General features: G+C 45.7%; 14 protein-coding genes. 8 read left to right on the plus strand and 6 right to left on the minus strand.

The genetic code is table 11. The features are described from left to right. The first annotated feature begins 516 nt into the window (after nucleotides 1-516). The 6 genes from ACN5NT_RS23175 to ACN5NT_RS23200 all read left to right on the plus strand — a co-directional run bounded on the left by ACN5NT_RS23175 (nucleotide 517) and on the right by ACN5NT_RS23200 (nucleotide 6,482). Nucleotides 517-1,482 carry an ATP-grasp fold amidoligase family protein gene (locus tag ACN5NT_RS23175; RefSeq protein ID WP_419177054.1) on the plus strand — a complete coding sequence of 322 codons (966 nt, stop codon included), beginning with the start codon at nucleotides 517-519 and terminating at the stop codon, nucleotides 1,480-1,482. A gap of 341 nt (nucleotides 1,483-1,823) precedes the next feature. Beyond that, a complete protein-coding gene (locus tag ACN5NT_RS23180) occupies nucleotides 1,824-3,170 on the plus strand; it encodes an alanine/glycine:cation symporter family protein (protein ID WP_136799801.1) in 1,347 nt (448 codons plus the stop codon). Between the two features lie 256 nt (nucleotides 3,171-3,426). Continuing rightward, the gene (locus ACN5NT_RS23185) at nucleotides 3,427-4,197 is read left to right on the plus strand and encodes an ABC transporter ATP-binding protein (RefSeq protein ID WP_136799805.1); all 771 of its coding nucleotides are present in this window, start codon (nucleotides 3,427-3,429) and stop codon (nucleotides 4,195-4,197) included. Between the two features lie 48 nt (nucleotides 4,198-4,245). Then, nucleotides 4,246-5,022 carry an ABC transporter substrate-binding protein gene (locus ACN5NT_RS23190; RefSeq protein WP_419177055.1) on the plus strand — a complete coding sequence of 259 codons (777 nt, stop codon included), beginning with the start codon at nucleotides 4,246-4,248 and terminating at the stop codon, nucleotides 5,020-5,022. Between the two features lie 76 nt (nucleotides 5,023-5,098). After that, entirely contained in the window at nucleotides 5,099-5,788 is a 690-nt protein-coding gene (locus ACN5NT_RS23195; RefSeq protein WP_136799804.1) for an ABC transporter permease, read from the plus strand. A gap of 1 nt (nucleotide 5,789) precedes the next feature. Further along, the gene (locus ACN5NT_RS23200; protein ID WP_419177056.1) at nucleotides 5,790-6,482 is read left to right on the plus strand and encodes an ABC transporter permease; all 693 of its coding nucleotides are present in this window, start codon (nucleotides 5,790-5,792) and stop codon (nucleotides 6,480-6,482) included. Nucleotides 6,483-6,576: 94 nt separating this feature from the next. Here ACN5NT_RS23200 and ACN5NT_RS23205 read toward each other — a convergent pair whose 3' ends face one another. The 3 genes from ACN5NT_RS23205 to ACN5NT_RS23215 form a co-directional block, all read right to left on the minus strand. Beyond that, nucleotides 6,577-7,227 carry a cyclase family protein gene (locus ACN5NT_RS23205; RefSeq protein WP_419177057.1) on the minus strand — a complete coding sequence of 217 codons (651 nt, stop codon included), beginning with the start codon at nucleotides 7,225-7,227 and terminating at the stop codon, nucleotides 6,577-6,579. Between the two features lie 73 nt (nucleotides 7,228-7,300). Further along, nucleotides 7,301-7,663 (minus strand): hypothetical protein, encoded by a 363-nt coding sequence (locus ACN5NT_RS23210; protein ID WP_419177058.1) that lies wholly within the window; start codon nucleotides 7,661-7,663, stop codon nucleotides 7,301-7,303. Nucleotides 7,664-8,241: 578 nt separating this feature from the next. After that, nucleotides 8,242-8,625 (minus strand): hypothetical protein, encoded by a 384-nt coding sequence (locus tag ACN5NT_RS23215; RefSeq protein ID WP_419177059.1) that lies wholly within the window; start codon nucleotides 8,623-8,625, stop codon nucleotides 8,242-8,244. Nucleotides 8,626-9,094: 469 nt separating this feature from the next. On the opposite strand from ACN5NT_RS23215, the gene ACN5NT_RS23220 reads away from it, so the two are divergent. Beyond that, complete coding sequence (locus ACN5NT_RS23220) at nucleotides 9,095-9,283, plus strand: hypothetical protein (RefSeq protein ID WP_419177060.1); 189 nt, start codon at nucleotides 9,095-9,097, stop codon at nucleotides 9,281-9,283. Then, a complete protein-coding gene (locus ACN5NT_RS23225) occupies nucleotides 9,280-10,272 on the plus strand; it encodes a hypothetical protein (RefSeq protein ID WP_419177061.1) in 993 nt (330 codons plus the stop codon). The genes ACN5NT_RS23220 and ACN5NT_RS23225 overlap by 4 nt, the downstream gene beginning before the upstream one ends. 104 nt (nucleotides 10,273-10,376) lie before the next feature. On the opposite strand, the gene ACN5NT_RS23230 is transcribed toward ACN5NT_RS23225, so the two are convergent. The 3 genes from ACN5NT_RS23230 to ACN5NT_RS23240 form a co-directional block, all read right to left on the minus strand. After that, on the minus strand, nucleotides 10,377-10,628 hold the full coding sequence (locus tag ACN5NT_RS23230) for a hypothetical protein (protein ID WP_419177062.1): 252 nt from the start codon (nucleotides 10,626-10,628) through the stop codon (nucleotides 10,377-10,379). A gap of 161 nt (nucleotides 10,629-10,789) precedes the next feature. Further along, complete coding sequence (locus ACN5NT_RS23235) at nucleotides 10,790-11,287, minus strand: N-acetyltransferase family protein (RefSeq protein ID WP_419177063.1); 498 nt, start codon at nucleotides 11,285-11,287, stop codon at nucleotides 10,790-10,792. Nucleotides 11,288-11,327: 40 nt separating this feature from the next. Further along, entirely contained in the window at nucleotides 11,328-12,875 is a 1,548-nt protein-coding gene (locus tag ACN5NT_RS23240; protein WP_419177064.1) for a PLP-dependent aminotransferase family protein, read from the minus strand. Between the last annotated feature and the right edge of the window lie 476 nt (nucleotides 12,876-13,351).

Genomic DNA, 13,351 nt, shown 5'->3' on the forward strand with positions numbered 1-13,351 from the left:
GCCGATGGTACTGCATGGGAGACTGTGTGGGAGAGTAGGTCGCCGCCGATTCTTTATACAAAAGCCCCGATCAGATTTTTTCTGGTCGGGGCTTTTTGTTTTTTTATGCATCCTCTGTCCAGCAGCTGCCACCTATTACCGTCCTCTCCCACCCCCTGCAGCTGTTTTACAACAGTCACGCGGTAATGAAGCCACACACGTCTTGTCTGCTATTTTATGCAGCATTTTTTATCCAAGCATACTGGATATTACCACTTTTCTTTTGTAGTCCCCATTCAATATGGATCCATTTTCTTTTTCCGGAAATTGAACTCAAATCGTTTTGAGATCTTGTGAAAAGCATTACATGCCGTCCTTTTCATGAAGGTGGACATGGCATCTCACCTATGTTAATGACATCTTTAGTGGAAATTTCCGTCAGTAATTAGGAGGGCATAAATATAAATTCCTGGTAATCACCACATTGGCCTTCATTTCCTAGATTTTTACCATTATTTATTATCCTTTAGAATAGTTATGCTCACGGCGTCCCAGCTGGCAAAGGTACTTACCGCAATTCTTTGCATCCCTCTCCCAAAGAAAAAGTGGCGATTATTTGTAAGAAGGTTTTTTAGCCGATTTTACCTACTTGAAGAAATACACCGGAAATTTGAGCGATCACTTGGATATTCTCTTAATCTCCAAAATCCAAGGACATTCAATGAAAAAATCCAATGGTACAAGCTTTATTATTACAATGAGCTTTTCAGTCTATGCTCCGATAAAGTTCGGGTGAGGGACTATTTCGCTACTAAGTCATTAGCACAGTTTCAAGTACCGCTTCTAGGAGTCTGGGAGAGCTACGACCAAATTGACTGGCAAACACTTCCTGCCCAACTTGTCTTCAAGACAAATCATGCAGCTAACCAAATCTGGATTATCAGGAATAAAAACAGTTTCGACAGAAAGCGGTTCAGGAAAGAAGTCACCGAAGCACTTGAATGCCCGTTCGGAGAGAAAGGTGCCCAATTTCATTATGGCAAGATTAAGCCGCGTATATTGGCCGAAGAGTATCTAACGGATGATACAGGGCAGCTGTTAGACTATAAAGTCTACTGTTTTCAAGGAAAAGCATACTTTATTCAGGTTGATTTTGACCGATTTAGCAACCACACTTACGCGCTCTATGATCGAAACTGGGTCGATACCGGTTGCCGTACTACCTCAATGAATGTTTCCCGGCCTTCTGTTCTTGAAGAAGTCCTGAGCATAGCTAAAATCCTGAGTGCGGATTTTCCACATGTCAGAGTGGATTTCTTTATTGTTGGCGACAAAATCTACCTGGGCGAGATGACCTTTACCACCGGTTCAGGGTTCGACTCCTTTACACCTGAAAAATGGGACTTGATCATGGGGGAATGCTGGGACCTTGATAAAATCACTCCTGATTCCATACGGCAAAAACCTTGTCTCTGCCTCTTTGATTACGCCCCCAATCATTAACCGAAAGCTTCTAAGTGATTATACCTGACAGCATAATCGGAGTAGACCGTCCCAAAACTGATGCAGTAAATGATACACTGTTCTTTTTTCCCTAACACATTTTCTCACCTTTTCGACGAATCATTTAATATTATTAATTTCTCCAGGTGTTATCTCAGCATTTTTTAAATACAAAAAATTGCATGATTTTTTCTGAATAATCTATTACATACGCATATTGTTTCGAAATTTTATATATAGAGATTTGATCCATTCAAGCGACGTCCGACCAGTCTCACATTGAGACATGGCCGCTTTATGGGCCTTAATGCCCGATATTTAACGCATCTTGAGGAGGATACATGGAATTCATCGCAGCTTTAGACGCACTCGTGGGGAAAGTTAACTCTTTCGCATGGGGCCCACCTATGCTTATTCTGCTTGTTGGTACAGGCTTTTGGCTAACATTTGCACTTCGTGGTCTGCAGTTCACCAAGCTTGGCCACGCCCTATGGCTGGCACTTATCAAACGCAAAGAAGATACTGATGAACCTGGAGATATCACCCACTTTCAGGCCCTGATGACAGCCCTTTCCGCTACTGTCGGTACCGGTAATATTGCCGGTGTTGCAACTGCGATCGCTATTGGTGGACCAGGCGCCCTCTTCTGGATGTGGATTACCGGCCTCGTAGGTATGGCAACCAAATATTCCGAGGCTATTCTTGCTGTTAAGTATCGTGTAAAAGATGAAAACGGCGAGATGGCCGGTGGACCGATGTATTACATCTCCAAAGGGTTGAACATGCCATGGCTTGGTGCGGTATTTGCCGTATTCGCCTCCGTGGCAGCTTTTGGTATCGGTAATATGGTTCAGTCCAACTCCGTTGCTGACGCAGTTCAGGCGACTTTCAACGTACCGCCTATGTATACTGGTATTGCTCTGATGATTTTAACTGCTGCAGTTGTTATTGGCGGTATTAAGTCTATCGGTCGCGTAACCTCTGTACTTGTTCCGATAATGATCGTATTTTACGTCATCGGTGCTATGTACATTATTCTGACCCACATCTCCGAAGTTCCAGGTGCACTGGTATTCATCGTACAGCAAGCCTTCAATCCAACTGCTGCTACTGGTGGTTTCGCTGGCGCTTCCATTATGCTCGCCATCCGTATGGGTGTTGCTCGTGGTGTCTTCTCAAATGAGTCCGGTCTCGGTTCCGCTCCTATCGCAGCTGCTGCCGCACAAACCAAATCTCCTGCAACACAGGCCTTGGTTTCAATGACCCAGACTTTTATCGATACCATCATTGTTTGTACCATGACCGGTCTGGTCCTCATCCTTACCGGCCTCTGGTCCAGTGGCGACACCGGTGCGGAACTTACCACCAAGGCTTTCGCTGCAGGTATGCCTGGTGGTGCGTATATAGTTACCCTCGGTATCATCCTGTTTGCGTATTCAACTATGCTTGGTTGGTGCTACTACGGTGAGAAATCCATCGAGTATCTGTTTGGTGTGAAATCTATCATGCCATACCGTATCGTATTCATTATCTTTATCGGTCTTGGCGCCATTGCCAAGCTGAGCTTCGTATGGAACCTCTCCGATACTCTTAATGGTTTGATGGCAGTTCCAAACCTTATAGGTTTGCTGCTACTTACTCCTGTCATTATCTCTGAAACAAAGAAATATTTCGGTAACGACAAGTAAGGGTTATCAGTAAATCTTGTAATTATTAAAGCCCCAGCAGAAATTGCCACAAACATTTTGGCAATTATTGCTGGGGCTTTTTTTCTATAACATAGGCAGCCATTATAACCTTGCATTTGCCACAGTAATTCATTATACAACCGTCAACACTATGTTATACTGCACTAACATCCGTTTCCTCGTCGGAAATTGATCATTTTTTCATAATTGAGTTATTGATTCTCCAGAGGAGAAAAGTTTGAATTCTGTTGATTTGGTGACAGACACGACAGCCCTGACGGTTCGTGATCTACATAAAAGCTTTGGGAAAAATGAAGTATTGAAAGGCGTCTCTTTTACAGCCAATAAAGGAGACGTTATCGCTGTGCTTGGTTCAAGCGGTTCAGGAAAAAGCACTATGCTTCGTTGTGTTAACCTTCTTGAGACTCCAAACAGCGGGCTTATTACCGTATGCGGTGAACCTATTCGGATGACCACAAACCGCAGAGGTGAACCTGTTCCAGTTGACAGAAAACAAGTCGAGCGTCTGCGTTCTAAGCTGACCATGGTATTCCAGCAGTTCAATCTCTGGTCTCATATGACAATTCTGGAGAATGTCATTGAGGCACCCGTCCACGTTTTAAAGGTTCCAAAAAAAATAGCCATTGAGCGCGCCAAACACTACCTGGATAAGGTTGGTATTCACGACAAGATAGATGCCTACCCCGCCCATCTTTCCGGCGGCCAGCAGCAGCGCGCTGCTATAGCCCGGGCACTTGCCATGGAGCCTGAGGTGATGCTTTTTGACGAGCCCACTTCAGCACTTGATCCTGAGCTGGTCGGAGAGGTTCTTCAGGTTATGCGCAACCTGGCGGAAGAAGGGAGAACCATGGTTGTGGTAACTCACGAAATGGGATTTGCCCGTGAGGTTTCCACCGAGGTGATTTATCTTTCGGAAGGACTCATTGAAGAGCAGGGGCCGCCCTCAGAGGTTTTTGTTCGACCGAAATCTGAAAGGTTTTCTCAATTTTTAAATACTGTGCTGTAACTTGGCGCTAACAGTCAATTTATCCATAAACATTATCAGGAGGGAAGCATGAAGAGGATTTTAACTTTGGTAGCCATAGCTTTACTGCTCAGCACCGGAATTGCCCAGGCAAAAGAGTGGACAAAAGTACGTGTCGCAATTGAAGGCGCATACCCCCCATTCAGCCAGGTATCCCCCGAAGGTGAACTGGTTGGCTTTGATGTAGATATTGCCAAGGCACTTTGTGAGGCTATGGGAGCGGAAGCCGTGCTTGTTGCACAGGATTGGGATGGCATGATTCCTGGTCTCATGGCGCGTAAGTACGACACTATCATCGCTTCCATGTCCATTACCGAGGAACGTCTGAAGAAAGTTGACTTCACCAACAAGTATTACCAGACCCCAGCCAAGTTCATGGTAAAGAAAGGGCTCATCCCCGAGTTCTCCCCTGAGGCCCTGAAAGGTAAGGTGGTTGGTGTTCAGCGTGAGACTATTCACGATAAATATCTCACCGAAACCTACGGCAAGGATGTTGATATCAAGCGCTACGGTTCACTCGATGAGGCGTACCTGGATGTTGAAGCAGGACGTATTGATATCGTAATGGCTGACTCTGTTGCCCTGATGGAAGGTTTCCTTGATCAGGAAAAGGGTAAAGAGTACGAATTCGTTGGCCCTGACATGGTTGATCCGAAATTCTTCGGCCCAGGAATCGGCGCTGCAGTACGCAAGCAGGACAGTGACTTGAAAGACAAGCTGAACGAGGCTATCGAAACCATTCGTGCCAACGGTACCTACGAGAAAATCCAGAACAAGTACTTCAACTTCAACGTATACGGCGAATAAGCAGCTGTCTGCGTAATAATCTGTACCGCCGGGACATCTGATTATCTGGATGTCCCGGCTCTTTTTGTCTATAACTATGATCGACCTGCAAGGATACGGACCCAGCATTGCCCATGGCACCCTGCTGACCATCAATGTTTCCCTCACCTCGCTTGCCCTGGCAACGTTACTCGGGGTATTGGGTGCGCTTTCCAAACTCTCTAAATCTCGTTTACTGCGTTTTGTTGCGGATGTTTATACAACCGTAATTCGCGGCGTACCTGATCTTGTATTGATGTTGCTTGTCTTCTACGGAGGCCAGATGCTTGTTAATCAGGTTGCATACGTAGTCGGCTACGAGGGATACGTCGATATCAATCCGTATATTGCAGGAGTGTTGACCATTGGCTTTATCTTCGGAGCTTATATGGCGGAAACGTTTCGCGGTGCCATCATGGCTGTTCCCGCCGGCCAGCTCGAAGCAGGAGCCGCCTACGGAATGAGCAGCATGCAAATCGTATTGCGAATTCTTCTACCGCAAATGGTTCGTCACGCCATACCGGGCTACGGCAACAACTGGCTGGTTCTCACGAAAGCAACCGCCCTGGTATCAATTATCGGCCTTGATGACATGGTACGAAAGGCGTCGCTTGCCGCAGGTGCTACTCGTATGCCGTTTACCTTCTATGCCGTTGTTGCCATCAACTACCTGATCATAACCACAGTATCCATCTATCTTTTGCAGTGGCTGGAGAAAAAATACAGTTTGGGAGTGAGAAAAGACTGATATGAATTTCTCCGTAATCTTCGAAAATATTGATATCTACCTCGAGGGCCTCTGGGTCACCCTTGAGTTAGTCAGCTTATCCCTGCTGTTCGGGTTTCTCCTTGCTGTTCCACTTGCGGTGATTCTTACTGCGAGCAAGAATCCCGTTATAACCTTACCGGTCAGAGCCTTTATTTACTTCTTCCGGGGTACACCGCTTTTGATCCAGATGTTTCTGGTTTACTATGGTATGGGCCAGTTTGATGCGCTTAAAGATACCTTTCTCTGGGATTACTTCAAGGAAGCACACTTTTGCGCCCTGTTCACTTTTGCCCTGAATACCGGTGCTTATACGGCCGAAATATTCCGAGGCGCAATAGCCAACACCCCTTCTGGTGAGATTGAAGCCGCCAAAGCTGCCGGTATGTCAAAACCGCTGATGTTCAGGAGAATAATTCTGCCGAGTGCGTTCAGGCGTGCCCTGCCCGCTTATGGTAATGAAATGATCTTCATGCTCCATGGCACTGCTCTTGCCAGCGTTATCACCATTGTCGATATAACTGGCGCCGCGCGTATCATCAACTCTCGCTTTTACAGTCCCTACGAGGCGTTCATTACTGCAGCAGCCTTTTACATGGCAATAACTTTCACCCTGGTCTGGATACTGAAAAAAGTTGAATACAGATGCCTGGCCCATTTGCGTCGTGACGGTTAGAGAATTTGACCGAAATATTCAAATTAGGATATTGTCGGCAGCGCTCAGGGTTTGCCGACTTATGACAGGATAAGGAAGCGGATTTACCAGCTGACTAGCACGGATCAACTTGCTCTACAGCCGCAAATGCCCTGATAGGCGACCCATCACTGGCCGCAATGGATAGAGGTAATCCGGTAAAATTGCATAATGTGGCCGGAATCCTGATAAGATTTTTTAAATTTTCAAATATCAGTATATTCTGCTGTAACAGCGCAAAATGCACTACCAGTTCAGGTGCGTCGACCGGGTCTGCCGAAATAACATCAAGCCCGACACCTTTGAGCTTGAATTGTTCCAGCCAGTGCACAGCCTCAAGGGATAATACTGGAAAGTTTCTAAAGTATTTGTCCTCCCCCCAATACCTGTCCCAGCCTGTAGCGATCAACAAAAAGTCGGCAGCTTTGAGTTCTGTATCTATTGTTCCTAAATGGTTTACTTCAATAGTTTTAGCATCAGATTTGTGAGTATATACTGCCGCTTTCCCCTGGAAAGAATCAATCGGAAAGTCATCAAGAGTCCTTCCACCTTTGAACACATGAGCAGGAGCATCGACATGAGTACCGGTATGTGAATAGAATGAAATTTTCTTCTCACGGAAACCATGCTGATCAATACTGTTTGCTTCGACTATATCCGGAGGCTCAGTACCCGGATAAACCGGCATAGTCTCTACAATTGAATGGGTCAGATCTATAAATTCCATGCCTGATCTCTGACTGACATTATTCGAAAAGGGCAGCAGTTCGATGCCGCCCTTTTCGAGTACTCGTTCCGAATTACTCTTCGACGAAATCTTCTTCGCCCTCGTCATCAACGATTGGGCCACCAACAGTATCAACAATGACAGTGTGGCAATCTATATCACACCACTCGTTGAAAAGTTCCATGGTAATATTTTTCGGCCACAAAGCAGGGTCTGCGTACCAATCTTCAAGTTCACATTCAAACACCTGCATGAAATTCAGAGCGAGCCACTCTTCAACGTGATCAGCCTCCGACTCATCAATAAGATAAACGGTTCTATCTTCATTGGCCTCTTCAAAGGTAATGGCCGAACGATTATCAAGAGGGTCTGCGTCATTTATCCACTGAATAAACGGTTCTTTCAAACGAACGATCAGGGCTGCGCGATTAATCATCTTAAGGGTGCTCCAAATTAAAGTGATCGTAACTGTTGTTACTACGATTCAGGAAATTCTTTCCAGCTTGTTGCCGATTGTTTTTTCGTTATTTCTGAAGGGTAATACTCTTTTGAACGTGTTCGAGCAAACCTTTTCTTTTATCTGTTGCGCTGTGGTCTAAATTGTTCTTTTGCTTTTGAAGGCGGGATGAGCGATGAACCGCTGATCGCCCCTCTTTTTCTGCATTGTGAATTAAAAGAATACGGTGTGGATTAACGCTCTGAATTCGACCAGACAAGCTCTTTCTCACCAGCCCAGGGAAGACATTTTTTTCAAACCGTGCTCTACTTACTATATTGAGCTTTGGTCGGAACCAACTGTGGCAGTTTGCCTTGCCGAGCTAGAGGATTATTGACCCTTTCCATCTCTTGCAGCAATTCCCCAAACTCATTGTTGCTCATTGCCGGAGGAACAACAAGTGTGTCACCGTGTTCATCAAAGTAAGCAATCAAATCATTGCGTCTATAGGAAAAATCATCGCACCGTTGCTGATACTGAGCAAATTGATATCTCGTTTCTCTCCTCTATGCAGGGTATCACCATTGCCGTAAGGTACAAACACCGGAAAACCGATCTTCGCGCAGCTTTACCACGTTCACATTAAAAGCAAGCAACCATTCCAGAGACTGAAATACTGAAAAAGCTACATCTACCAGAATAGTCATAAAATCTTTACGATAGTCAAATAGATTTGCAGGATTCAGCAGACCGCTTTCCCCTAATAACGTACTCATCTGATTATAGGTGTAATTCGAGCCTGGTACAGAAGGGACCACAGCGTCGATACACTTGCCCTGTAATACAGCAATTACTACCTTGGCCAACCCTCTGGTAATTGTGGTATTGAGTGGAAGGACATTTATATCATGCCTGCCTGATACCAAAATCGCCTGTACCAGTTCACCATGACTGACAGGCACCTCCGACAACAACCGGACTTTTGATCAAAATTATCAATGAGGTATACCGTCAAATCTTCTCGCTTACCCCATGCGGCGGAATGATCGATCTGCAGTGTACTATCTGCTATTTCATTGAGTGCTGTATTCACCACATTTCGCATTTCAGCGGAAATCGGTGAGATCCAGCATGTTACGGCAACACTCACTATCAATTATTTCATACGATGAGACATGATTCTCTCCTCGACACATACTACTAATATCCGCTCCGATAGCAGTCTCACTTTTATTCTAACCTATCTCGAATCAATACCTACACCTGCCTGAGACCTTGCAGTCCCCAGTTATTTCGCCCAATCACATCCCATCTATTTGTAGGTGAATTTCAACTGATTTTCCAGGCGCTTTGCTATTTTTACAATTGTTAATTATTATCAATTAGATAGTTTGCTTGGTTGCCTATTTCCTTACTGAGAGGGGGATCATCATGAAAGCTCAACTCCTGGGCATTTCCGGCAGTCCAATACCCAATTCGAACGCTGACAGATTAATCGAAGTTGCATTGACCATTAGCGGCCTCAACACAGAAATTGTCAAACTCCCCAGCATAAAGGTCAAATCCTGCATAACCTGCCTGGGATGTACCAACAACATTATTTCCATGGTGATGCGATGAAATGCCAGGCATATCTACTGTTCAGATATATCAGCTACATTTTTGTTATTTTTATCGTTAGCTTAATGAGTTCCTGCAGCCTGCACCATACCAATGTGCCAGAATCTAATCTTCTCAGTTACGATGTTGATGGTGATAGTCTCCTGGCCCAAAATGCTCCCACCTTTGTCATTGAGCGACCAGGAGACGACTGGAACAGAATTGCCTCTCCTGTCATCCAGGAAAATCACCGGGAACGTAAAGTCACCTTGGACAGCGATACGGCAACCATCTATGCCGAAACTCGCCGCTGGAAAGGTGCCAGAGACGTCTATACCAACCTGATCTACAGAGTACATTTCACCAAAATCCCCTTCAGGCTTATACCTTTCAATTTAACTGCAGGGAAAAATGTAGGGCTGATGGTAATTATCACCATCAATAGCCGAAAAGAGCCTGTACTGGTGACAACGGTTCATACTTGCGGTTGCTACCTCGCCTTTATTCCAACATCCCATCTGGATCAGCATAGCTGGCCTGAAAATTGGAAAAGTGAACGTCAGAGAATTTATGGTGAAATCCTGCCAGGGATGCTGACAATTGAGCAGGGATTTGAGGAATCTCCGCTCGTTCTGCTGTTGCGCGAGTCAACCCATAGGGTCAAAGATGTTCACCTGCATTCTGACTCTGAGTCCCAGTTGCACCTGCAGGCTCACCTGGCACCAATGCAAAGTCTCAGTGACATTGAGGATGGCGACCAAGGCATCACTCATTCCTTTTTCGAAACTGAAGGAAGCCGAAAAGACTACGTAATCGATTCTCATAAAATCTGGGAGAGATTGTTCATAAGCTGGTGGGCATTAGATTGGAGGGTTGGAGAGGACAAGAGGCTGGGACAAGACACATCAGATGGAATCGTATTTTATACCAGCCTCAAGCCGTGGGCGCGCAGGGAATCAGATTTACGGGATTTTGCCAATTTTCTTCAATACTGGGGATGGAATCTCTAAATTTGTATATGTCCTGCGTCCCCTCTGCTTGCACAGGTATTGCGCCACAACCTGTAAGCATTGGTCCAGGCGCAATATTCTCCTGAGCAAAGGAAAAACCATGATTAGCTTTTGCAAGCCAGCCCATATCCCTTTCGCATTTGCCGTTTAGTCAACCAGACACCCGCCCGTATCAATGCCCCACCCACGGCAATCTCAAGTTTACCTATTAATCGAATAAAGATGGGGCTACTTCGACCGCCAGGTCCTGCCTGCAGTGACTTTTCATATTCCCGAATATGTCGCAATCTCTCCGCCTCCTGCAACATATCCTGCCTCTTTTCCTTCAAGACTGTTTCAATAACATAATGATTCATAGCTGTTCTCCGCTGTCCGCGAACTATTCTAAGACCAGACTTCAAAAAGAATGAAAAAGGCCTAAACAACAGCCTGTCTCCATTACCTAAAAGCGTAAAACTACATTCTCACGACCAGAAACATCGAAGATGCCCCCGTCTGGACTGACGATAGCCACAGGTTAATTCAACAATTTCTGCATCCAGATGGTGTCAAATCTTCTGCCGTTCTTTTCTCCCACGGCATAAAATCGCCCACACTGCTGAAACCCGTGTTTTTCATGAAAGACAAGGCTACGATCATTGAATGAAGAGATACTGGCAAGAATATTGGTAATACCAGCCTTTTTTGCTTCCCCCTCAAGTCGGGTGAGAATAGCGCCGCCCAGTCCAACTCCCAAATTATCGGGATGTAGAAAACAGGTGAATTCAGCCGTATGAGAAAATTCGACGATATCCTTATGGGCTGACAGAAATCCAAAGCCCATAACACTTTTATCTTCAGCCTGTGCCACATATGCCGGATATTTTTCCGTTAACTTTAAAAAGCGATCAAAAGCTTCCAGCGGCAACATCTCCTGCCTGTAGGCCGACATCGAGTTTTCGATATAATAGTTAAAAATGTTCATCACAGCTTCGCGATGTTCAGATGCCATGGTGTGTAAGGTGTATTTCATCATTCGCTCACTGATAATATGTCGTATAAATTTTCAGGAAATTTCACTGGAACCCACCCAAACCGCTCAGACCTGTTTCAAATGACGGTGACTGAATACATTCTTCTATTGTGTCGGCCAGTAACTCGATACCTTCCTTAATTTCATTTTCGTCTACCCAGGCTACTGAAATGCGAAGACAATTTACATAGCGCTGATCTATATCAAAGAGCGGCGCAGGCAGAAAGGAAACCCCCTTATCTATTGCCGACAACAGCAAGGCCACGCTGGAGTAGCCTTTGGGCAATTCAAGCAAAAGTGAAAAACCTCCAGCCGGCTGATACCAGCGAACCCCGTCCGGCATCATTCGTTTTAGAGATTGCAGCAATACCTCCATCCGATGCCGGTACACACCTCGCATCTTCAACACATGGTCATCAAATCTGCCAGAGCTGAGAATATGCAAACCCATCCCCTGGGTGATAGCCGGAGTCGAATGGTCCATAAGGCGTTTTAATTGTGTGAGCTCCTGAATTCTGCGAACTGAAGAAATGATCCAGCCCAGTCGCAAGCCCGGCATAACGGACTTGGAAAGTGAGCTGACTACAATTGCCTGCTCAGGCCCCAACTCTTTCAACAGGCTAGGCTGCTGATTCTCTTCAAAGCCTAACTCGCGGAATATCTCATCGGCGATAATGATGCTGTTGGTTCTTTTCGCCCATTCAACCAGCTTATCATATCTTTCGGCGCTCAGGTCGGTACCCATGGGGTTATGAACATATGGGCAGAGATAGAGCAGATGAGAATTATATTTACTAAACCGCTCAAGTTGAGACATCACAGGCCCCTCTTCATCACGCTGTACACTGTCCACCCAGTGCCCCATGGCTGTGAATGAGTTCGGCATACCCTGAAAACAGGGGGTCTCACATATGACATGGTTCCGTTCTTCCGTTGTCGCCTCAGCTACCAGCGTAATCGCCTGAGAAACACCGTTGGTGATAAGAACCATCTCCGGCGTTACCACTGAGCCATCCAGACTTGCCCGTCTGGCTATCTCTTTTCTCAGCTCATAATTTCCACCCGGATCAGTTGCCGCGGCATACTGCATGCCCCCGCCAGCTAGAATGCTGGTGCAGACATCTTCCATAAAATCGGCAGGTAACTGATTAATATCCGGCACTCCCCTGGTTAAAGCAATAATTCCCTCACGGTGAGCCAAGGGCATAATGTCGTAGAGGGCCTTACTTATCCCTGTTCGCAACATCCTCGCTGCACGCTCTTTGGGCCGAAAACCATGACCGGAGCTGCCTGACAGGCCCTCTTTGCCATGATCACGAACGTTTTGACCATCTTCGCCCGTCTTTTCAGTGTCTTCAGGGTCACGAACAAATGTGCCTCTGCCGACATGGCAGGTGGTATATCCAGCTGCCCCAAGATCTTTCAACGCTCTACGAATAGTCGCCTGGGTGACTCCTATCTCCTTGGCCAGAACCGTAACCGGCGGAAGCCGGTCCCCCTTTTTCAACTCACCCCGCAATATTGCCTGCTCAACAGAGTTACGAATCTGAATATAGAGCGGCTGGTCAAGATCTCGGTCAATTGTATACATATCACTCCCCATATTGAAACGGTATTAATACGGTATTGTTACACTTCGAATTTTTCTTAGTCAAGAGCTTTTTTTGTTAGATACATTTTTTATATCAAAGCTATTAATTTGTATTTAATAGATATTTATAAATAGACTGAATCACATAAGGAGTAGAATCTCATACCCCAAAAGCTATACCATCTTCCAGCACTCTTTGAACGAACAGAACGCCGCCTGCTCCACACCCTATTTGACGATGAGTATAGATCGGTTCGGTAGAATTCCCACATTGAGACTCTTGATTCCACCACAACGTCATTCTATCTGGGATTTGCTCTGCAACCATAATTGAATAGTGATTTTTACCAGACATTGCTCGAATCCACTCTTGCTATCCTCTGGCAGCTTAGTTGGCCAACCAGGGCATTTACCAAAAGAAGGCTCCAGACAGAACCGTTGCTCTGCTGGCCCCAAAAATCCCTCTTAAAATTCAA

Origin of the sequence: Desulfosediminicola sp. (genome assembly GCF_048381775.1) — a bacterium.
GTDB classification, from domain to species: Bacteria; Desulfobacterota; Desulfobulbia; order Desulfobulbales; family Desulfocapsaceae; genus Desulfopila; species Desulfopila ganghwensis.

Bases quoted from the DNA above. Each gene is read 5' to 3' on its own strand.
- ACN5NT_RS23190 (WP_419177055.1), top strand. From the start codon at position 4,246: ATGAAGAGGATTTTAACTTTGGTAGCCATAGCTTTACTGCTCAGCACC.
- ACN5NT_RS23175 (WP_419177054.1), top strand. From the start codon at position 517: ATGCTCACGGCGTCCCAGCTGGCAAAGGTACTTACCGCAATTCTTTGC.
- ACN5NT_RS23220 (WP_419177060.1), top strand. From the start codon at position 9,095: ATGAAAGCTCAACTCCTGGGCATTTCCGGCAGTCCAATACCCAATTCG.
- ACN5NT_RS23230 (WP_419177062.1), bottom strand. From the start codon at position 10,628: ATGAATCATTATGTTATTGAAACAGTCTTGAAGGAAAAGAGGCAGGAT.
- ACN5NT_RS23210 (WP_419177058.1), bottom strand. From the start codon at position 7,663: ATGATTAATCGCGCAGCCCTGATCGTTCGTTTGAAAGAACCGTTTATT.
- ACN5NT_RS23195 (WP_136799804.1), top strand. From the start codon at position 5,099: ATGATCGACCTGCAAGGATACGGACCCAGCATTGCCCATGGCACCCTG.
- ACN5NT_RS23200 (WP_419177056.1), top strand. From the start codon at position 5,790: ATGAATTTCTCCGTAATCTTCGAAAATATTGATATCTACCTCGAGGGC.
- ACN5NT_RS23240 (WP_419177064.1), bottom strand. From the start codon at position 12,875: ATGTATACAATTGACCGAGATCTTGACCAGCCGCTCTATATTCAGATT.
- ACN5NT_RS23180 (WP_136799801.1), top strand. From the start codon at position 1,824: ATGGAATTCATCGCAGCTTTAGACGCACTCGTGGGGAAAGTTAACTCT.
- ACN5NT_RS23225 (WP_419177061.1), top strand. From the start codon at position 9,280: ATGAAATGCCAGGCATATCTACTGTTCAGATATATCAGCTACATTTTT.
- ACN5NT_RS23205 (WP_419177057.1), bottom strand. From the start codon at position 7,227: ATGGAATTTATAGATCTGACCCATTCAATTGTAGAGACTATGCCGGTT.
- ACN5NT_RS23235 (WP_419177063.1), bottom strand. From the start codon at position 11,287: ATGATGAAATACACCTTACACACCATGGCATCTGAACATCGCGAAGCT.